This window comes from Sneathiella aquimaris, from assembly GCF_026409565.1.
Taxonomy (GTDB): Bacteria; Pseudomonadota; Alphaproteobacteria; order Sneathiellales; family Sneathiellaceae; genus Sneathiella; species Sneathiella aquimaris.
The window spans coordinates 3,287,157-3,308,492 of sequence record NZ_CP112881.1; the positions used below are offsets into that span (position 1 = coordinate 3,287,157).

The window sequence follows — 21,336 nt, forward strand, 5'->3', positions numbered from 1 at the left end:
AAGTTCCATTTTCATTGGGAGGAGAAGAAGCATATGAAAACAGGATTAATTTCCGTAGCGTCAGCAATTGTATTCGGGCTTACAGGTTTAGCAACGGCAAGTGACGTAAAATTACCAGGTACACTTGCCTGGAGCGCTTACAACACTGGTACAACAGGCTATAACCAGTCTGTAGCAATTGGCAAGGCACTTAAAGACAAATACGGCGTAAACTTGCGCGTCGTACCGGGCAAAAACGATATTTCCCGCATGTCGCCCTTGCGCACGAACAAGGTTCAGTTTGTTGCTAACGGCGGCGGCACCTATTTTGCTTCTGAAGGCGTGTTTAACTTTGCATCAAAGGCATGGGGACCCCAAAAAGTCAGACTGGTCATGTCTGCAACATCAGACGCGAATATTGGATTAGGCACAGCCGCGGACGCAAATATTCGCAAAATGTCTGATCTGAAAGGCAAGCGCGTCGGTATTGTCCGCGGCTCGCCTGCCCTCACAATTGGTGCGCAAGCGGCTCTGGCATTTGCCGGCCTGACATTTGACGATGTCGAAGTGATCGAATTTGGTGGTTACGGTGCGATGTGGAAGGGCATGGTCAGCGGTCAGGTTGATGCTGCCATTGCGTCAACCGTTTCAGGACCGACAAAAAAACTACAGGCGTCACCACGTGGCATCTATTGGCCAGATTGGCCGCATGACGACAAAGAAGGCTGGAAACGCCTGAATGAGGTCGCCCCTTATTTTGTTCCTCATGTCGCAACACTTGGCACCGGAATTTCAAAAGACAAACCCTATGAAGCTGGGTCCTACCCATACCCCATTCTGATCACACAGGACGATCAGGATCCTGAGCTGGTCTATTCCATGGCCAAAGCCATTCACACAGAATATGATAATTATAAAGATGCTCTTCCTGCGATGTCCGGTTGGAATCTTGACCGTCAGACGTTCAAGTGGGCTGTTCCTTATCATGAAGCAGCCGTTAAATACTGGAAAGAGATCGGCGCCTGGACGGCCGAAATGGACGCCCATAACAATGCCCTGATTGACCGTCAGAATACTTTGGCTGATGCATGGGCAACAATGGCATCCAAAGACCTTTCTGAAGAAGACTTCAAAACCGAATGGATGAAAGTCCGCGCGGCCGCACTGGAAGCAAAAGGCATGAATCCAGTATGGAAATAACCAAAGAGCTGGAAAACAACGTGGCGGAGCCTGAAATTCAGGCCCGCCACCGCACTCTGTCGTCTTTTTGGAATTTAGTACTGATTATTGCCACCCTCATCGTTGTGGCCCTTTCGGTGAACCAGCTCTTTAATTTCGGCTTTTTCATTAATCACATTTGGCTGGACAACAAGTACCAATACGCCCTGTTTGGCCTGCTTGTCCCGTTAGTTTTCCTGATTTTCCCGATGCGCCAACAGTCCAGCACGACACAAGTGCCCTGGTATGACGTCTTGTTCTTCGCCAGCATGCTTGCTGTTTTGATGTTCTTTTTCATCAATGCAGAAAGAATACTGGATAGTGGATGGGAAATGGGGGCACCAGATTACGTTGTGGGCATGGGCCTGCTCCTGTGGGCTTTGGTGCTGGAAGCAACCCGACGGGCAGGCGGAACAGCACTTTTCGTCATTGTCTTCCTGATTTCTCTTTACCCGCTCTATGCTGAAGTAATGCCAGGGCCGATTTCAGGACTGTCCAGTACATTTGCAGATACCACCGCCTACCACACCCTCAGTGCAGAGAGTATGCTCGGCATTCCAATGCAGGCCTTGGCCAACCTTGTCATCGGTTTTCTGATTTTTGGTGTTGCGCTTACACAAACCGGAGGGGGACGCTTCTTTATCAACTTGGCGTTTGCATTACTTGGACATGTCAGAGGAGGACCTGCAAAAGTAGCCATTTTTTCTTCAGGGTTAATGGGTTCCATGAGCGGCAGTGTGGTTTCAAATGTTATTACAACAGGTGTTCTGACAATCCCGGCCATGAGAAAAACCGGCTTTTCAAGAGCCTATGCGGGAGGCGTTGAAGCCTGTGCTTCCACAGGCGGTGTGCTTATGCCACCCATAATGGGTTCAACCGCCTTCATTATGGCCGTCTTTTTGGATGTGCCCTATATCACGATTGCGGTTGCCGCCATTATTCCTTCAATCCTGTATTACCTCGCTCTGTTTATTCAGATCGACGCCTTTGCAGCGCGTAATGACATGCCGGGGATAAAGCGGGAAAATTTACCGTCGCTCAAACAGACACTGCTCGAGGGGTGGCATTTTATCGCTGTATTCGTTCTGTTAATCGTCATGTTGATTTATCTGAAACAGGAAGTACTCGCTCCGTTTTACGCAACGGTCCTCCTGCTGGCGATCAATCAGATATTCCCGCATAGCCGGTGGAACGGAAAAGACTTTGTAAATTTCGTTCTGGCTACGGGCAAATTACTGGCTGAAATTGGGGGTATCCTTGTTGGCGTTGGCCTGATTGTGGGTGCACTTTCCATTACTGGGATGGCAGGAACATTGGTCAACGACCTGATTTTCCTTGCCGGTGGTAACACACTTGTTCTTTTGGTAATGGGTGCGATTACAAGCTTTATTATGGGCATCGGCATGACAGTGACCGCCGCCTATATTTTCTTGGCTATCGTATTGGCCCCCGCACTGATCCAAGGTGGTCTGGAACCGATGTCAGTACATTTGTTCATTTTGTATTGGGGTATGGTTTCTTTCATAACACCGCCAGTTGCTCTGGGCGCCTTTGCTGCGGCATCGATTGCTGGCGCCAGTCCAATGAAAACAGGACTGGAAGCCATGCGGTTGGGATCGATTATCTATTTCGTTCCCTTCTTCTTCGTTCTGGATCCCGCCTTTATTTTGCAAGGCGAAATTGGACGGTCGATGTTACTGTTTGTGTCCGCTGTTGGGGGTGTCATCCTGGTTGCAAGCGCCCTGCAAGGATATTTGATCGGTATTGGCAACCTGCACAGACATCCTGTCTTCGGATGGCTGATCAGAGCCGCCGTCCTTTTCGGAGGCTTACTCCTTGCCACTCCAGGGGGGAGCGATCTGATCCCCTTTAGTGACCTGGAATTAGGCTTGGCAGCCCTCATGTTTACGGGCCCTGCCGTTGCTATGGCGTTTTATTTTGATCGCGGCCACACCAAAAAACAACATATTACCTAATGACCAAACGAGGAGCAGCAGATCTGATTTTGACAAAATAATCAGATCTGCTGCTCTTTTTTCATTGGCATAAATATTATATAAATCAAATACAAAGCACTTTTTTATTATCCTTCCCCCAAGACATACCCGCATTCAGTGTGTGCACTTCACCCGCATTGCGATTCTGCTGCAAGTCAAACAATTTTTGCTCTTGCAGAATGGTGTTCTGCTATGCAGAATGCCCTCGCGTTGGAATGACAAAAACAAAACACTCCAATTCTTATATCGGGAGAAACAAATGCGCATTTCTATAAAAAACTCACTGACTATTGGCTTCGCGGCTGCTGCTGGTTTGGCTGCTGTCAGTGCCACTTCAATTGCTTCTGCAGAAGGCTTGCCCAAATCACTGATCTGGACTGCTTACGGCACCACATCCAGTGGTTACGCTCAGGCAGTTGCCATCGGTAACGTTCTAAAAAATGAATTCGGAACGTCACTCCGTGTCTTGCCAGGCAAAAATGATATTTCTCGCATGACCCCCCTGAAAATCGGCAAAGCTGATTACTGCGCTTGCGGTATTGCCAGCTACTTCGGTCAGGAAGGCGTAATGCAATTTGCGACTGATAAATGGGGCCCGCAGCCACTGCGTGCACTTTTAACATCAAAAGGATCTTTCGGTCTTGGTGTTGCGATCGCAAAAGATTCTGGTGTTGAAAAACTAAGCGACCTTAAAGGCAAGCGTATTGCCTGGGTCCGTGGCGCTGATGGCCTTAACATCGCGTCTACTGCATTCCTTGCCTATGGTGGGCTAACTTGGGATGATGTAACTAAAGTTGAATTCCCTGGCTTCAAAGATTCAATTGATGGCGTGATCAACGGTCAGATTGATGCGGCCTTCTCATCAACCGTGTCTCCACATGTGAAACGCCTTGCCGCAAGCCCTCGTGGCGTTACCTGGTCAACATTGCCAGCTGATGACACCGCAGCGTGGAAACGGATGAACGATATTGCGCCTTATTTCTCACCAGTGAAAGCAACAGTCGGCGCCGACATCAGCAAAGACAAGCCATGGGTTGGCGCGGGTTACCCTTATCCAATCTTGGTGACCAACGCCAGCCAGCCTGCCGATCAGGTCTATACACTGACGAAAGCCATGGTCGAAAAGCATGATGGCTATAAAGACAATGCCCCTGGTGCAAAAGGCTGGGCCATTGAAAACCAGAATTTTGAATGGATTATTCCTTACCACGAAGGTGCTGTTAAATACTTCAAAGAAATTGGTAAGTGGACAGATGCCGCACAGAAGCATCAGGACCGTCTCATAAAACGTCAGGAAGTGCTGGCAACAGCCTATGCCGCGTATAAAGCGACCAATCCATCAGAAGACGCGTTTAAAGCAGGTTGGACGAAAGCCCGTGCGGAAGCACTGGCAGCAGCGAAGCTTGCCGTAAACTTTAACTAATATACTGATCGTTCAGTGTCATGAAAGAGAATGAACATTCTCAAGAGGAAGCGGCGGCGGGATCTTCTCGCCGTCGTTCTCTCGCTGGCGGGTGGGAACTTCTTCCCTATATCTCTGCGATTACCGTCCTCATCCTGTCAATAAATCAGCTTTTTAACCTCGGCTTTTTTGTTGGCTTTACCTTCCTCTCAAACCAGTACGCCTACATCATTGCAGGTTTCCTCCTTCCGCTCATCTTCTTGATGTGGCCAGCCCATTCAAAAGCATCTCTTTCAAAAGTTCCTCTTTATGATGCCTTTCTGGCGGCAATCATGATGGGAATTTGCTTTTACTTTGCCTTCAGCAGTGAAAAAATTCTGGATGAAGGATGGGAATATGCGGCCCCGGATCACGCCATATATATGAGCTATCTGTTTTGGGCGCTGATCTTTGAGTGCACTCGAAGAGCGGGCGGTCTGGCGATTTTTGCGATTGTCGTAGTCATTTCATTCTATCCGACATTCGCAGATATTATGCCGGGACCAATTTCAGGTGCCGCGGCAAGCCTGCCGGACACTGCGATTTTCCATACGATGAGTTCCGAGAGTGTCCTTGGAATACCGTTGCGTGCCTTTACCAATCTGGTCATCGGTTTTCTGGTGTTTGGCGTCGCGCTGCAGCATACAGGCGGCGGTAAATTCTTCATCGATTTCGCATTTGCCCTTTTAGGTCATGTTCGCGGAGGACCAGCAAAGGTCGCAATTTTCTCGTCCGGTCTGATGGGCTCCATGAGCGGAAGTGTGATCACCAACGTCCTGACAACCGGTGTCCTGTCCATTCCGGCCATGCGCCGAGTGGGCTTTTCGCGGGCCTATGCGGGCGGCGTTGAAACTTGTGCTTCCACAGGCGGCGTTCTGATGCCACCCATTATGGGGGCAACCGCCTTCATCATGGCAACCTTTCTGGAGATTCCATATATCGATATCGCCATTGCCGCGATTATTCCATCGGTCCTCTACTTTTTTGGCCTGTTCGTACAAATTGATGCCTATGCAGCAAAGAATGATCTGAAAGGATTGCCGAAAGAGGAATTGCCGTCTCTGGGCAAAACCCTGAAAGAAGGTTGGCATTTCATTGCGGTGTTTGTGATCCTTGTTTGGCTTCTTGTCTTCCTGAAACAAGAGTCTGTTGCCCCATTCTATGCAACAGCACTGCTTATTCTGATCAATCAGATTTTCCCGTATTCCCGCTGGGGATGGCGCGAATTGAAGCAGTTTGTTTTTGGTGCAGCCAGCTTGTTCGCCGAACTGGCAGCCATTTTGTGTGGTGTTGGCCTAATCGTAGGCGCACTCGCTGTAACGGGTATGTCCGGTACAATTGCGAATGATCTTATCTTTCTGGCTGGCGGAAATCCCCTGATCCTCCTTGTGATGGGTGCCCTTACCAGTTTTATTCTCGGCATCGGCATGACGGTGACGGCTGCGTATATTTTCTTGGCAATTTCGTTGGCTCCGGCCGTGATTTCTGCTGGTCTAGATCCGCTCGCTGTCCATCTGTTTATCCTGTATTGGGGAATGTTGAGCTTCATCACTCCTCCAGTTGCACTGGGGGCGTTTGCTGCGGCGACAGTGGCCGGCGCAAAACCGATGGAGACCGGCGTTCAGGCAATGAAACTGGGAAGTATCATCTATTTCATCCCGTTCTTCTTTGTTCTGAACCCAGCCTTGATCCTTCAGGGTGAAACACTGGAGATAATCAAGGTTGTGTTTACCGCGCTCCTGGGTACGTGGATAATTGCAAGCGCTCTTCAAGGGTATCTTGCTTGGGTTGGCAAGCTCGATATTCATCCGCAAGGACGCTGGATTATTCGTGGCTTATTGCTGATCTCTGGTCTTGCTCTTGCGACACCCGGCGGCGGTTTAATGCCGGTCAGCAACAATGAACTGGTCTTCATTGCGGTAGCGCTTGCTGTACCAACCGTTCTCGTCGTATTGTTTGCAAATAGGAGAAATCAAACAATACGGAATGCCTGATTTATGAAACGTGGTTTAACTATTGCGATGGCCGCCGGCTTACTTATCTTTTGTGCGGCCATCGTCACCGTTTATGTCTCTATCGGTTCGATTATCATTGATACGATAGAAGAAGAAGGCACGGCCCTCACCCAAACGGAGGTCACGGTGCAAGACGCTGAATTTGCACCAACAACAGGCACCGCGACGTTGGTTCAGGTAAAAGTCGCCAATCCAGCGGGATATTTGGGAAAAAATGCCTTCTCAATTGACAGGATTGATCTCTGGATAGACCCAGAAACCCTGAACAGCGACATCCTTCACATTAAAAGCATGATTCTCGTCGCTCCGGAAATCAACTATGAAATAGCAACCGAAACAGACAATCTTCGAACGCTAAAACAATATATTGATAATTCCGCACCGACAGGTGGCACCAAGAAGAAATTGATCGTGGACAATTTCTACCTGAAGAACGGGGTTGTCGTCGTACAGGCCAACGACTTGATTGGCCAACGCAAGACAGCCAAATTAGAGGACATTCACCTGACAGGTATTGGACAGGCGGAAAATGGCCTGACACCTGCAGCCCTTGCAAGTCAAATATTGGTTCCTATTCTTCGTAACACCACCCTTGCCGCGCTCAGTACGGATCTCAACCTATCCGATCAGGCCCGAAATATTATGAACGGTGCCCTGGACGAAACCGAAAAAGCGTTTCAGGCAATCCGTCAGCTCCTCAACCAATAAGGAAAGACTAATTTAGTCTATTGACAGACCTCTCCAACCGTTGTATTTAACAATCTAGTTAATTAAAATGAATGTTAAACATGAACACAGATCCTCTATCGACAATTTTTGCAGCGCTTGCAGACCCCACCAGACGGGCCATTATTGACCAATTAACCCATGGCGAGAAAACGGCTGGCGAACTTGCAAAACCGTTTTCCATGTCTGCCCCCGCGATCTCTCGGCATCTGAAAGTCCTGGAAAATGCCAATCTTATTGACCGGACAGTTGATGCTCAATGGCGACGTTGCTCGCTTAATCCAAAAGGCCTCGAAGAAGTAAGTAACTGGGTTTCCCATTATCAAAAATTCTGGGCCGATCGATTTGCCGCGCTCGATGATTATTTGGAAGATCTGAAATCCCAAGGAGATAAAACCGATGAACGTGATGACAAGGGAAGAAAATAAAACAAATATTCAACTGGAACTGGTCCGTGAATTTGACGCCTCCCCTGAGGAGGTTTTCAAGGCATGGACCGATCCGGTTGCCCTGAAGGCCTGGATGGCGCCAGAGGGAATGACGTGCCCAGATGCGGAAGCAAACGCCATCGTCGAGGGTTCTTATAAATTTCCAATGGTCAGTAGCAACGGTGAAGTAGATACGGCCGTCGGACATTACACTTGTGTGGAAGCCCCCTGCAAACTGGCTTTTTCATGGAGCTGGCTTCAAGAGGATGGCTCTGTTGGTCATCCAATGCATGTTACGCTGGAATTTGAACGCTTGCCCGACAATCGCACACGCATGAAAATGCTTCACATTAACCTCGCCGATCAAGAACTGAAAGAACGCCATACATCAGGTTGGGAAAGCTGCTTCAATTGCCTTGATTCGTATTTGACGTCCTAGATCGGGGGCAAAAAACGCCTTAACAAAACAGTTGCCTGTTTTTTTCAGTTGCCGCCCCTCAATTCAGAGGGCATAACCGAAAAGACCAACAACTGTTCGTTAGGGAAGTTTTGTGGCGGATTCAAAAGAAAAACATGACGATGGCCCCTACCGGAGTGACAATCGCCGGCAAGAATTAATGGCCTCTGCAGCCCATCTTTTTAACCAACGCGGTTATGATGCAACTTCCATGCGCGACATTGCTCGTGAGGCCGGCATGCTGGCGGGATCCATGTACTATCATTTCCCGTCAAAAGACGATCTGATCATTGCGACCTATGAAGAGGGTACCCGCCTCATAACCGAAGCCGTTGAAACAGCAATTGATGGCGTTCAAGACCCATGGGAACGCTTGGAAAAAGCCGCCATTGCTCATATGAACACATTGTTCGGTGGCAACAATTTTTCCATTTTATTATGTGCGGATATCTCACGTACAGCGCCCGCCCTTCGGATCAGACTCATTGAAAGCCGGGATAGCTACGATGCCCTTTTCATGGCATTGATTGAGGCCCTGCCGCTTCCTGCCGATGTGGATCCCACTCTTTTGCGACTAAGCCTTTTAGGTTCCCTAAACTGGTCCAGCAGCTGGTATCGCCCCGGCGGACAAACCCCCGCGCAGATCGGCGCCTTGTTTGTTCGCCTCTTGAAAGACGGTCTAAAACTCCCAACTGATAAATAACACACTAAAATTTTGTGTAATTATTTTATTTACATAATCAGATTATAAAATATATTTGCTGTGTGAGTGCAATTATCATTTGTACACATACAATAATTTGCGTTATTCTTTATTGAAACCAAGCCCCCTTGCGGGACTTATCACTAAAAAGAGTGTTTCAGTACGGTATGACAAGGCGTAAGATTAAACCTTACTATGGGTAACACCGGTAAGATCAGAACTGTCAGTGTGAACGAAAATACAATCTGATTGGAAGCGAGTAATAAAGTGAACGAACTAAATACGAAATTGTCGGGACCTTCCCAACACAGAGCAAACGTGCCCTCTGTCGTCATCCGGTTTGCCGGCGATTCCGGTGACGGAATTCAAATCACTGGTAGTCGCTTCACCGATACCACGGCCCTTGCCGGAAATGATCTGGCCACTTTTCCGGATTTCCCAGCTGAAATTCGTGCCCCGGTCGGAACAACCTTTGGTGTCTCTGCCTTCCAGATTAACTTTGGAGCACGGCGGATTGAGACCCATGGCGATGAACCTGATGTTCTGGTAGCGTTAAACCCGGCCGCCCTGAAAGTAAACATTCAGCGGCTACGTAAAGGCGGCTCTATCATTGTCGATAAAGGCGCCTTCAATACGCGGAATTTGAAGAAAGCCGGATATGATACAGATCCTCTGCAAGACGGATCTCTTTCAAACTATAAAATCCTGGAAATCGACATCACCCGGTTGGTACTCGAGTCTGTTAAAGAGTTTGGTCTTAGCCAAAAAGAAGGCCTTAGATGTAAAAACTTTTGGGTTCTGGGGCTGGTTTACTGGATTTATGGACGGGACCGTTCAGACACAACACAATGGTTGAACGTCAAATTTGCAAAACGCCCTGAAATCGCCGCGGCTAATATCGCAGCCCTGAACGCCGGACATGTTTATGGTGAAGCGGCAGAACTATCAGATTCCGTTGGCTTGTTTGAAATCGACCACGCTGAAATGAAGCCCGGCGTATACAGGACTGTCACAGGCGGCGAAGCCCTTGCATGGGGTCTGGTCGCCGGCGCCGAGCTCGCTGGCCTTGATATATACTTCGGCTCCTATCCGATCACACCGGCGTCTCCGGTCTTGCATACACTTGCCAAGATGAAACAATTCGGCGTTAAAACCTTTCAGGCAGAAGACGAAATCGCCGCTATTTGTTCGGCAATCGGCGCGTCCTATGCGGGCGCCCTTGGTATCACGTCTTCTTCTGGCCCCGGCATCGCTTTGAAGGGTGAAGCCATTGGCCTCGCCATTTCAACGGAACTGCCGCTGGTTATTGTTAACTCTCAACGGGCTGGACCGTCTACCGGCTTGCCGACAAAAACCGAACAGTCGGATCTATATCAATCCGTTTATGGTCGAAACGGTGATGCCCCGCTTGTTGTACTTGCAGCAAGTGGCCCGGCTGATTGTTTCGAAGTCGCCATTGAAGCCTGCCGTTTGGCGACCAAATATATGACTCCCGTTATGTTATTGACCGACGGGTATATTGGTAATGCTGCGGAACCATGGCTTATTCCGTCAGTGCAGGACCGTGAGCCTTTCAAAGTCACCCATTACACGGATGCTGAGAGCTTCGCGCCGTTTAACCGGGATCCGGAAACGCTGGCCCGGCCCTGGGCTATTCCTGGAACCGCTGGACTGGAACATCGGATTGGCGGCATCGAAAAAGAAAGTGGCAGCGGCCATATTTCTTATGAGCCCGACAATCACCAAACCATGACGGATTTCCGTAGAAACAAGATTCTGGGGATTGCAAATGACATTCCGGCGCAAAAACCGGCGCAAGGAAACGAGAACGGTAAACTGGCTATTGTTGGCTGGGGGTCGACTTTCGGTCCGATCAGTCGCGCGGTCAGCAACAAGCTGTTGCAGGGTAAAGACGTGGCCCATATCCATTTGACACACTTATGGCCGTTACCTGCTAACCTTGAAGAGTTACTGAAAGGATACGATACGGTTATCGTACCTGAGATGAACGATGGTCAGCTGAAAACAGTCCTAAGAGATCAGTATCTGATCGATGCCCGTCCGATTACCAAAGTAACTGGACAACCCTTTAAAATTGCCGAGATTGAAGAGGCAATTGATCAGGCGTTGGAGAAGTAAGATGAATGTGATTTCTACAAAAGATAAAATGAAACCAGCTGATTTTGCCTCTGATCAGGAAGTCCGCTGGTGTCCCGGTTGTGGCGATTACGCCATTCTGAAAGCTGTTCAACGGACTTTGCCGGACCTTGACGTTCCGAAAGAAAACTATGTTTTCGTATCAGGGATCGGCTGTTCTTCACGCTTTCCATATTATATGTCAACTTATGGCTTCCACACCATTCACGGTCGTGCGCCCGCCTTTGCAACAGGCATCAAGATGACCAATACAGACCTTGACGTTTGGCTGGTCACCGGGGACGGCGATGGCTTCAGTATTGGCGGAAACCATATGCTGCATGTATTGCGCAGAAATGTGGATATTCAGATTCTGCTTTGCAACAACGAAATTTATGGTCTGACGAAGGGCCAATATTCTCCAACGTCAGAACCGGGGCTACGCACCCCTTCATCCCCGACGGGGTCAGTTGACGCTCCGTTGAAACCTCTGGTCTTTTCATTAGGGGCCGGTGCCCGTTTCGTTTCGCGCGGGTACGATACTCAGAAAAACCTGCCAGACACCCTTAAACGGGCGCACGCCCACAAAGGGACCTCAATGGTGGAAATTCTACAAAACTGCATTGTTTACAATGATGCTGTTTTTGATGATGTGCTCGCCCGTGATATTGCCAAAGAAAAACAGCTTCATGTTGAGCATGGAAAACCGCTGATCTTTGGTGCAGAAATGGACAAAGGAATTCGCTTGAACACCCAGTCCCTGACCTTGGAGGTGGTAACACTTGGCGAAGATGGGGTGACGGAAGATGACATTCTAGTTCATGATGAAAAGAATAAAATGATGGCCACCCTTCTCGCTGATATGGGAGGAAATGGTTTTCCAACTGCGTTTGGCGTCCTTTATTGTGACCCTGCACCAAGCTATGAACTCAGTGTGGAAGAACAGATGACCACGGCAAAACAAGCCTCATCAGCCCCTTCTCTGGATGCCTTGCTAAGAGAAGGCCATACTTGGGAAGTCAAGTAGCAGCGTTCCAAATTTGATATCAAGCCGGTGCCCTGCACCGGCTTTTTTTTGCATCCTTTTCAATTTCACGTTAACCTCGGTGTTTTATTAGAAGGCACGGATGAACGTTCAGGAAGCAAAAGAAAAGTTGCTGGCCCGAAAAGCCGAACTAGAAGATATTATGGCGGCCAGTATCAATGATGAAAAACCGGTCGAATTGGATCAGTCCAGGGTAGGCCGGCTATCCCGAATGGATGCCCTGCAAAATCAAGCGATGGCACAGGATACTGTCCGCAGACGCAAAAATGAGATCACACGTATCGACGCGGCCCTCAAACGACTTGCCGATGGCGATTATGGCTATTGCGTAACCTGTGATGAAGAAATATCAGAAAAGCGGCTCTCACTCGACCCCAGCACCCCTGTCTGTATCGAATGCGCTTCGGTTTGATCAATCCGGTTTATCTGTCGGGCGCCCTTTTCGGCGTGACTTTGCCTGCAAAAAATTCATTCCTGCGACAATTGCCCATATGGGAATAACAATGACAGCTCCCAGAAGAATATAGTCAGCAGCCCACCGGACAGTCGACAACGCCATTGAATATATTTCACCGATCGTTCCTGTCAGGTCTTTGAGAAGGTCCAGTGGTGTTATGTCAAACCACGTCAGCATCCAGCCGACAAAAAACGAGCCAATCAAAAGCTTTACAATTAAAGATCCAACATTTTTTGACATACGACCTGCTCATCCATTCACATTGTTCAACGGCATCATACAGTCTATTTGACACCCGATACCAGCCAAAACTGAATAGCTGCCGTGAAACGTGAAAGCCAAAAAAAAGCCCGGCAGATTGCCGGGCTTTCTCAGTTTCATAGAAAGGTTTTGTAATTAGCTTTCGTCACTAACCACAATTCCGTTCTGCGCCAGAAGCTGTTCCTGTGTCAGCGAACCGTCCCCTGTAAGGTCTGATCCCTGAACAGTGATGGAGAAATCTGACTGGCCATCGACGGTAATAACGGTATTGCCGCTATCCAATGTCAGGTTGACCATATCTGCACGGGCATCCGGTGCAATTCCCAGTTCATCAAATACTGCATCCAGATTAATGGCATCATCATTTTCATCGAAATTCAGAATGATGTCATCGCCATCGGTATCGGCATCAGAGTAATGGAATGTATCTTCGCCGTCGCCAGCATCCAACACGTCATTTCCTTCGCCGCCAATCAACGTATCATCACCGTCACCGCCGGAAATCGTATCAGCATCATCACCGCCGATAATGATTTCGTTCGCATCGCCACCGGCAAGGTAGTTTCCTGTCTGATACTGGACGTCAACATGTCCTGTATCTTCCAGATCACCATCACTTACCTGGTAATCATAGTCACGGTCACCAACATAAACGTTGTCAATGTAACCGCCTTGCGTGTCTTCCGTTGGCAAGCCATGGAATTCAAGACGGGTTTCTGTTCCACTACCAGCTTCAACTTCAAAGGAGAACTCTGTCCATCCTTTTGTCGTCCCGCTTAATGTCGTCAGAAGTTCACCATCCCAGTAGACTTCCACGTCGTTCGTAGAATTTGTCGAACGTGGGGAATACCAGAAACTGACAGTCAGCTCTTCACCTGGGGTGGTTGAAACATCCTGATAGACATGAGAGTTGCTTTGTGTGTAGCCCCCCTCGTTATGGCTATCCAGCTCCATTTTTGTGTTGCCGTCCTGAGCACCGATACCACCAGTACCACCAAACTGCAATTCGATCGGCGCATCCGCACCAGCCTGATCAATAAACCATCCAGGGACACTATTGTATGTGGCCCATGAACCATGTCCTACATTCACGTCAGTTCCATGATCTTCGAAACTACCGTTAATGATACGATTTGAGCCTGGAACATAAACGTCATCACCATCCAAAGAAGCATCTGGTGTAACGCTCGCAACATTCAATGGATCACCTTCGATATCAGTATCGTTGGCCAGCATTGCATATTGAGGAACATAGATACCGTCCAATGTATTGGTGATAACAATGTCATCGCCAGCAACTGGCGCATCGTTCACACCGTTGATGTTGATGGTCACAGTTGCATCTTCAACGCCATCTACTGTTGCAGAATAATCAAAAACGATCTGCGCCTGATCTCCATCATCCATAGGATCGTAAATTGTATCCTGACCAGCTGGAACATCCAGACTAACCTGAACATTTTCAGGATCGGAAGCATCGAATGTCAAGGTACCGTAGTTATCAGCACCGTCGACAAGATCGATAGTCCAAACCTGTCCAACCTGGTTCCAGTCCCCTTCGGCAAATGTCTGCGGGAAGGCTGCTCCCGGCATGGTCACAGCGACCGCCCCAGGAGGATTAAAGGATACATCGCCGTCATTCGGAATGAAGTCCTGTGTCGGCGTTGACAGAGTCGCTGTAATCGTGTTGCCAAGGCTGTCAACATTCTCGTCTGTTTCGATAAGATCATCGATCAGGACGGGGATTTCAACATTATCAACCATCACCGCAACATTTTCGATGTTATTGGCAACCAGAGTACGGCCCCCAATTGTCAATGTCGCGTCGGTTTCACCGTTTTCAACACGGTTGGCAAATTCAGCGATTGCATCTTCGTTTGCATCGAACTCTGCCTGTGTGAAGAACAATTCAAGCGTATCGCCATTATTGCCACCATTGTAAGTATCCGTAGAAACATTCTCCTGATCAGACATTGTCCAACGCAGGGTGTCGTTTCCGCGACCACCTTCAACAGTATCGTCACCTGATCCACCGGTCAGCGTATCATGTCCACGACCACCAATCAGATGGTCGTCTCCTGAACCGCCTTCCAGATCATCACGGCCACGACCACCATCCAGAACATCGTCACCCGAATCGCCGCGAAGAACATCGTTGTTCCGACCGCCGTCAATAACGTCATTACCGGCACCGCCTGACAGTGTATCATTACCGTCGCCGCCGTACATGACGTCCGCTCCGCCTTGGCCGAACACCCAGTCATCACCCGCGTCACCGGACATGCTGTCATCACCAGCATCCCCGCGCATGACGTCGTTGTCGTCACCGCCCAGCATGGTATCGTCACCAGATCCACCGCGCATGTTGTCCTGACCGGAACCGCCTTCCATATGATCATTGCCACCTTCGCCGAACATCCGATCGGTACCAGCATCACCATAAAGCAGGTCATCGCCGTCACCGGTCCACATGGCGTCGTTACCGGCACCACCTAGAACCGTGTCCTGGCCGCTATTAATGGAGTTGTCATCAAAGCGATCATTACCATCACCAAGATCAACATAATCATTACCGCTGGAACCCACACCATCGTTGTGGTTGTTGTTACTACCGCCCCAGACAGTATCGTCACCGTCACCACCAGAAATATTATCATCCCCAGCGTCACCGAAGATCAGATCATTGTGGGCACCACCGGACATAACGTCATTACCGGCACCGCCATACATGTCATCATTACCGGCGTCACCATACATAACGTCAGCACCATCATCGCCGAACATCACATCATTACCGGCACCGCCAGACATATTGTCACGACCGTCATTGCCGTACATGACATCAGCTCCGCCTTCGCCGAACATCACATCATCGCCGTCACCACCGCGCATAGTGTCATTGTCACCAACTTCGGCATCGTCGCCGTTGTCACCATACATCAGGTCGTTACCAGCACCACCATCCATGACATCAGCACTTCCGGCACCACCGAACATGGTGTCAACACCGTCGCCGCCTGACATATCGTCATTGCCGCTACCGCCATGCATCCAGTCATCACCAGCGTCACCGGACATGCTGTCATCACCAGCATCCCCGCGCATGACGTCGTTGTCGTCACCGCCCAGCATGGTATCGTCACCAGATCCACCGCTCATGTTGTCCTGACCGGAACCGCCTTCCATATGATCATTGCCGTTTTCGCCGAACAACCGATCGTTACCAGCATCACCATAAAGCAGGTCATCGCCGTCGCCGGTCCACATGATGTCGTTGCCGTCACCACCCAGAACCGTATCCTGCCCACTATTGATGAAGTTATCATCAAAACGGTCATTCCCTTTTCCTAGTTCAACATAGTCGTTGCCGCTAGAACCAGGACCGTCGTTGTAGTTGTTATTACTACCACCCCAGACAGTATCGTCACCCGTTCCGCCAAGAATAACATCATCTCCAGCGTCACCGAAGATCAGATCATTGTGGGCACCACCGGACATAACGTCATTACCGGCACCGCCAGACATTGTGTCATGGCCTCTACCGCCATACATAAGGTCATCGCCTGCATCGCCGGACATGTCATCACGACCTCGACCACCGGACATAAAGTCGTTACCGGCACCGCCAGACATGTCATCATTACCGGCGTCACCATACATAACGTCTTCACCCGTATCGCCGGTCATTGTGTCACGACCGGAACCACCAGACATAAAGTCGTTGCCTGCACCGCCGGACATTTCATCCCGACCGGTTCCGCCAGACATAAAGTCGTTACCGGCACCGCCAGACATTTCATCATTACCGGCATCACCAAACATCACGTCATTGCCTGCACCGCCGGACATTGTGTCTCGGCCAGCACCACCAGACATAAAGTCATTGCCTGCACCGCCGGACATACTGTCGTTACCGGCATCACCATACATCACGTCATCACCAGCACCGCCGGTCATTGTGTCACGACCAGAACCACCAGACATCTGGTCATTGCCAGCACCACCGGACATTTCATCGCGACCGGTTCCACCAGACATGATGTCATCGCCACCTTCGCCAGACATTGTGTCGTTTCCGGCATCACCATACATCAGGTCATTTCCACCGGATGCGGCATCATCGCCATCATCACCAAACATGACATCATCACCGGCTCCGCCAGCCATCGTGTCATCGCCTAATTCAGTTACGGCAAAATTTTCAACAGAAACGTTGAGAGTGTAGCTATCGCCGGCGTCGAGACTAGCGCCGCTGACATTAAACCCGTCAGATGCTTCGGATGGGAAATCTGCAATCGCGATATAATAAACACCAGCGTTCAAAGTCGTACTGAGACGCGGATCAAGATTTGTTTCTACTGATCCAGAATCACGGCCATTGTCGTCGTTAAACGCGATCAGATTACCGGCAGCATCGAATAAGAAAAGTTCCGCGTCTGTGGCCCCTGTTGTATTACTATAGGTCATTCCACCATCAATATCCAAAACGACCAAAGAGCCATCTTCTGTCACGGTGAAGCTATACCATTCTTTTCCACCGTCACTGACAGACGCGACAGATACATGAGGATCCGTTGCAGAATTCTGAACGTTCGGATCTTCTTGCAACCCAAAACCACTATCCAGGTTCTGAGCGGTCAAATGGCTGGTATTACCACTAACACGATTGATATTAACATCACCGTTCGCACTTGATCCATTTTCACCGATGCCATCGCCATACATGACATCTGCTCCGCCTTCACCGAACATATTGTCATTTCCGGCCCCGCCGAACATTGTGTCGTCATCACCGACTTCGGCATTATCACCGTTATCGCCATACATCAGATCATCACCGGCATCGCCATACATAACATCAGCACTGCCGGAACCGCCAAACATGGTATCCGTACCATCACCACCAGACATATCGTCGTTACCGGTACCGCCGTGCATCCAGTCGTCACCATCTTCGCCAGACATGCTGTCATCACCGGCATCACCGTGCATCGTATCGGCGCCTTCGCCGCCCAGCATGGTGTCATCATCTTCACCACCAGACATAGAGTCGCGACCTGCGCCACCATCCATCTGGTCGTTACCATCTTCGCCAAACATGACATCGCGACCGCCATCACCGGACATGCTGTCACCGCCAGTGCCGCCGTACATCAGATCACTGCCACCGTTACCTTCCATGGTATCACGGCCGGCACCACCAAACATCGTATCGCGGCCAGCTCCACCGGACATGTCATCACGGCCAGCGTCGCCATACATGATGTCGTCGCCGTCGTTGCCTTCCATCGTGTCACGACCTGCGCCACCATACATGGCATCATTTCCTGCGCCACCTGTCATATCATCGCCAGCATCACCGCCATACATCAGGTCGTTACCAGAACCACCACCCATATGATCATTGCCTGCACCGCCATACATGATGTCGTCGCCACTATCGCCGTGCATGTCATCACCTGCGCCGCCGCCATACATCAGGTCGTTACCAGAACCACCACCCATATGATCATTGCCTGCACCGCCATACATGATGTCATCGCCACCATCACCGTGCATATCATCGCTGCCTGCGTCGCCATACATGATGTCGTCGCCGTCGTTGCCTTCCATCGTGTCACGACCTGCGCCACCATACATGACGTCGTTGCCTGATCCACCGCTCATGGTGTCGTCACCTTTGCCGCCATACATCAGGTCGTTACCAGAACCACCACCCATATGATCATTGCCTGCACCGCCATACATGATGTCGTCGCCACTATCGCCGTGCATGTCATCACCTGCGCCGCCGCCATACATCAGGTCGTTACCAGAACCACCACCCATATGATCATTGCCTGCACCGCCATACATGATGTCATCGCCACCATCACCGTGCATATCATCGCTGCCTGCGTCGCCATACATGATGTCGTCGCCGCCGTTGCCTTCCATCGTGTCATTGTCGTCGCCACCATACATGACGTCGTTGCCTGATCCACCGCTCATGGTGTCGTCACCTTTGCCGCCATACATCAGGTCATTGTCTTCAAGGCCGAACATACGATCGTCGCCATTATCGCCGAACATTGTATCATCGCCCGTGTCGCCGATCAGCAGATCATGACCGCCGTTACCGCGGATCATGTCATTGCCTGACCCACCCGCAACCGTATCGTTGCCGTGGCCTGCCAAAATAGCATCATCGCCGCCCTGACCGAAAATAACGTCATGCCCCCAGCCGCCGTAGATCAGGTCTGCACCGCCATAGTTCCATTCCACAGCGTTACGGTACGCAGAAACAGCACCTGCTGTACCATTATAGAGACCGAACATGATCTGGAAATAAAGGGAGTTGATGTCATCTGGCGTAAACTCTTCCGCGTCCTGTCCGAATATATCCAGACCCGCATTATCGCCATAAATAATGTCGCTTCCGTCACCTGCAACAATGATATCCCGCATATATTGCTGCGGATCACCGAACTGGTCGTTTCCAATACCGCCCTGTAGAATGTCGTCTTCTACAAACAGAGCATTCGGAGAGAAATCACCATTTTGAATAGGGAACTCTTTTTTGCCGAAATCATTACCCCAGCCACCTGAGATGATTTCATCACCGATCAACAGATCACCCGTCCCGTATTCATTATATCCGAACGGATTTTCATTGCCGATTTCGTCGCCACCTTCTGAACCATAAAACCCTTTACCCAAAGGCAAAGGCTTGCCGATGTCATTTCCAGAACCACCGTCCAGTGTGTCATCTACACCGTCCCGACGACCAAAAATGACGTCAGTTCCAGTGCCGCCAACCAACATATCCCGGCCCTGATCATCAATGATCACATCACCGCCGCTGTCGCCCATCAGAATATCGTTGCCAGCGCCACCGTCCAGATAGTCGTTATGCTCGCCACCGCTCAGTGTGTTTTCTGTTTCGTCACCGATAAGGAAGTCCTGTGCCCGGCCACCTTCGACCACACCAGTTTCATCATTGGTGAAATCTTCGTCATTTGTTCCCACAACGATGACATTCTGACCATCATTATCGATCAGCTCTTCCGGTGTTGGCTCCGGTCCTTCTGCCTGCCCCGGATTCATATCATCATTATACGGATCCTGAGGGTTCGGATCGTAGGCATCATTGTTGTTGCCAACAGTTGGTGTCAGGCCTGTTGTCCAGTCCCCCGCCGTGTTGGTATCGGCATTGTCGACACGCGCAAAAACATTATTAATATCGATGTCGTGGAAGAAATTTTCGCCAAGTGGGCTTTGCGCAACCATGTCATCGAGACTAATAGGCGCATATTCATCGAACACCTGTTCCGCAACAACTTCCTGCGTCGCGATTTGACCATTGAACGTTTCGCTATCTCCAAAGATGTCAAGACCGACACCGCCGTCTGGAGAGCCTTCCCAGCCAGAATTCAAAAAGGCCGGTTCAAACTGTGCACCATTGGCAAGGAACGTATCCAATTCAGTAACGTCACCGTTCAAGGCCCAAGTCAGAAGCACGCCCAATGGCTGTGTTGTGTTGAGACCCATTGGCCAGTCACCACTTGTCACACCGCCAGCACTTTGCGGGACGCCGTCTCCGTCAAAGATAACGTAAATTGTCTGTGGCGCGCCCTCTTCCTCTTGTGATTCAAGCTGCATGATAACCAGCTTACCGTTCGCAGGAATATCAACAGTTGGAAGATCGAAAGTGACCGGGTCACCATCCGGGCCAATAATTGAAAGCGATGTAATGCCGTCACCAACCGTTGACGGTCCGTTGCCAGCTGTCGACTGTACAAGATTTGTCGTGTTGCGAAGTTCAATAAAATCAACAGAACTGTTTCCTGCAGCATCAATGAAATTTGTAACTGTTGGGTTGCCTAATGCCAACAAAGCTTCCGTCAGAGCTTCATCACCCTCGTCTTCGCTAGCAACACGCGCTGAGCGTTCTTGCTCATCCCGTGGTGTCGAGAAACGCAGAGCGCCCAACCCAATTTCATTCAGATCCAATTCAGGGGCGCCAGGGATTGCGATAAATTCTTCTGGTGGGCCATCAGCAGGAAAACCAAGTTCCGTTGGATCAAGCAGGTTAGAAATACCGATACCATCACCAATGCCGTCGTCACCATATGCACCGAAGGAAGCACCGCCGCCCGTTCCGCCAGCACCAGGACCACCCGCTGCTGGGGCAACCAGATCTGGATTGAACTCTTCGACAAGGCCAGTAACATCTGCTGCTGTTACAACAGAGCCATCAGAAAGTGTTAGTTGAGGAGGAAGGTCGGTCGCAGCTTGAGAGAAAAAGCCATCAAGAACCACAGAGGTGCCATCAGCAATTGACGTAATAACCAAGTTACTGCCGTCTTGTGAAAAGACGACCAAATCCGCATTTTCAATATCCAGAAGAATATTCTGACCTGCTTCAACTTCGACAATTGTGCCGCCGGAGGTACCTGTTACTACGCCGTTTTCACTTTTAGCCATATTCGTA

General features: G+C 49.9%; 13 protein-coding genes. 11 read left to right on the forward strand and 2 right to left on the reverse strand.

Annotated elements, in window-relative coordinates; translation table 11 throughout:
• Positions 1 to 33: 33 nt before the first annotated feature.
• The 11 genes from OIR97_RS15440 to OIR97_RS15490 all read left to right on the forward strand — a co-directional run bounded on the left by OIR97_RS15440 (position 34) and on the right by OIR97_RS15490 (position 12,557).
• Positions 34 to 1,179, forward strand: coding sequence for a TAXI family TRAP transporter solute-binding subunit (locus OIR97_RS15440; protein WP_169543128.1), 1,146 nt, complete (start codon positions 34 to 36; stop codon positions 1,177 to 1,179).
• Entirely contained in the window at positions 1,170 to 3,173 is a 2,004-nt protein-coding gene (locus OIR97_RS15445) for a TRAP transporter permease (RefSeq protein WP_169543129.1), read from the forward strand. The genes OIR97_RS15440 and OIR97_RS15445 overlap by 10 nt, the downstream gene beginning before the upstream one ends.
• Positions 3,174 to 3,453: 280 nt before the next feature.
• Positions 3,454 to 4,617 carry a TAXI family TRAP transporter solute-binding subunit gene (locus OIR97_RS15450; RefSeq protein WP_169543130.1) on the forward strand — a complete coding sequence of 388 codons (1,164 nt, stop codon included), beginning with the start codon at positions 3,454 to 3,456 and terminating at the stop codon, positions 4,615 to 4,617.
• A gap of 20 nt (positions 4,618 to 4,637) precedes the next feature.
• Positions 4,638 to 6,629: a TRAP transporter permease gene (locus tag OIR97_RS15455; RefSeq protein WP_169543131.1), complete on the forward strand. Its 1,992-nt coding sequence runs from the start codon at positions 4,638 to 4,640 to the stop codon at positions 6,627 to 6,629.
• 3 nt (positions 6,630 to 6,632) lie between these two features.
• On the forward strand, positions 6,633 to 7,358 hold the full coding sequence (locus tag OIR97_RS15460) for an AsmA family protein (RefSeq protein ID WP_169543132.1): 726 nt from the start codon (positions 6,633 to 6,635) through the stop codon (positions 7,356 to 7,358).
• Between the two features lie 80 nt (positions 7,359 to 7,438).
• Positions 7,439 to 7,804, forward strand: a complete 366-nt coding sequence (locus OIR97_RS15465) for an ArsR/SmtB family transcription factor (protein WP_169543133.1) — start codon at positions 7,439 to 7,441, stop codon at positions 7,802 to 7,804.
• Positions 7,776 to 8,243, forward strand: coding sequence for an SRPBCC family protein (locus tag OIR97_RS15470; RefSeq protein ID WP_169543134.1), 468 nt, complete (start codon positions 7,776 to 7,778; stop codon positions 8,241 to 8,243). The genes OIR97_RS15465 and OIR97_RS15470 overlap by 29 nt, the downstream gene beginning before the upstream one ends.
• Positions 8,244 to 8,355: 112 nt before the next feature.
• On the forward strand, positions 8,356 to 8,964 hold the full coding sequence (locus OIR97_RS15475; protein WP_219821554.1) for a TetR/AcrR family transcriptional regulator: 609 nt from the start codon (positions 8,356 to 8,358) through the stop codon (positions 8,962 to 8,964).
• 318 nt (positions 8,965 to 9,282) lie between these two features.
• The gene (locus OIR97_RS15480; protein ID WP_219821555.1) at positions 9,283 to 11,103 is read left to right on the forward strand and encodes a 2-oxoacid:acceptor oxidoreductase subunit alpha; all 1,821 of its coding nucleotides are present in this window, start codon (positions 9,283 to 9,285) and stop codon (positions 11,101 to 11,103) included.
• 1 nt (position 11,104) lies between these two features.
• Positions 11,105 to 12,127: a 2-oxoacid:ferredoxin oxidoreductase subunit beta gene (locus OIR97_RS15485; RefSeq protein WP_169543135.1), complete on the forward strand. Its 1,023-nt coding sequence runs from the start codon at positions 11,105 to 11,107 to the stop codon at positions 12,125 to 12,127.
• Positions 12,128 to 12,227: 100 nt separating this feature from the next.
• On the forward strand, positions 12,228 to 12,557 hold the full coding sequence (locus OIR97_RS15490) for a TraR/DksA family transcriptional regulator (protein WP_169543136.1): 330 nt from the start codon (positions 12,228 to 12,230) through the stop codon (positions 12,555 to 12,557).
• Here the strand turns inward: OIR97_RS15490 and OIR97_RS15495 are convergent, their stop codons facing one another.
• On the reverse strand, positions 12,558 to 12,842 hold the full coding sequence (locus tag OIR97_RS15495; protein ID WP_169543137.1) for a DUF6460 domain-containing protein: 285 nt from the start codon (positions 12,840 to 12,842) through the stop codon (positions 12,558 to 12,560). It abuts the gene before it with no gap.
• Between the two features lie 156 nt (positions 12,843 to 12,998).
• Positions 12,999 to 21,329 (reverse strand): calcium-binding protein, encoded by an 8,331-nt coding sequence (locus tag OIR97_RS15500; RefSeq protein ID WP_267177731.1) that lies wholly within the window; start codon positions 21,327 to 21,329, stop codon positions 12,999 to 13,001.
• Positions 21,330 to 21,336: the final 7 nt, after the last annotated feature.

Bases quoted from the DNA above. Each gene is read 5' to 3' on its own strand.
- OIR97_RS15455 (WP_169543131.1), top strand. From the start codon at position 4,638: ATGAAAGAGAATGAACATTCTCAAGAGGAAGCGGCGGCGGGATCTTCT.
- OIR97_RS15465 (WP_169543133.1), top strand. From the start codon at position 7,439: ATGAACACAGATCCTCTATCGACAATTTTTGCAGCGCTTGCAGACCCC.
- OIR97_RS15470 (WP_169543134.1), top strand. From the start codon at position 7,776: ATGAACGTGATGACAAGGGAAGAAAATAAAACAAATATTCAACTGGAA.
- OIR97_RS15445 (WP_169543129.1), top strand. From the start codon at position 1,170: ATGGAAATAACCAAAGAGCTGGAAAACAACGTGGCGGAGCCTGAAATT.
- OIR97_RS15495 (WP_169543137.1), bottom strand. From the start codon at position 12,842: ATGTCAAAAAATGTTGGATCTTTAATTGTAAAGCTTTTGATTGGCTCG.
- OIR97_RS15485 (WP_169543135.1), top strand. From the start codon at position 11,105: ATGAATGTGATTTCTACAAAAGATAAAATGAAACCAGCTGATTTTGCC.
- OIR97_RS15500 (WP_267177731.1), bottom strand. From the start codon at position 21,329: ATGGCTAAAAGTGAAAACGGCGTAGTAACAGGTACCTCCGGCGGCACA.
- OIR97_RS15440 (WP_169543128.1), top strand. From the start codon at position 34: ATGAAAACAGGATTAATTTCCGTAGCGTCAGCAATTGTATTCGGGCTT.
- OIR97_RS15460 (WP_169543132.1), top strand. From the start codon at position 6,633: ATGAAACGTGGTTTAACTATTGCGATGGCCGCCGGCTTACTTATCTTT.
- OIR97_RS15450 (WP_169543130.1), top strand. From the start codon at position 3,454: ATGCGCATTTCTATAAAAAACTCACTGACTATTGGCTTCGCGGCTGCT.
- OIR97_RS15490 (WP_169543136.1), top strand. From the start codon at position 12,228: ATGAACGTTCAGGAAGCAAAAGAAAAGTTGCTGGCCCGAAAAGCCGAA.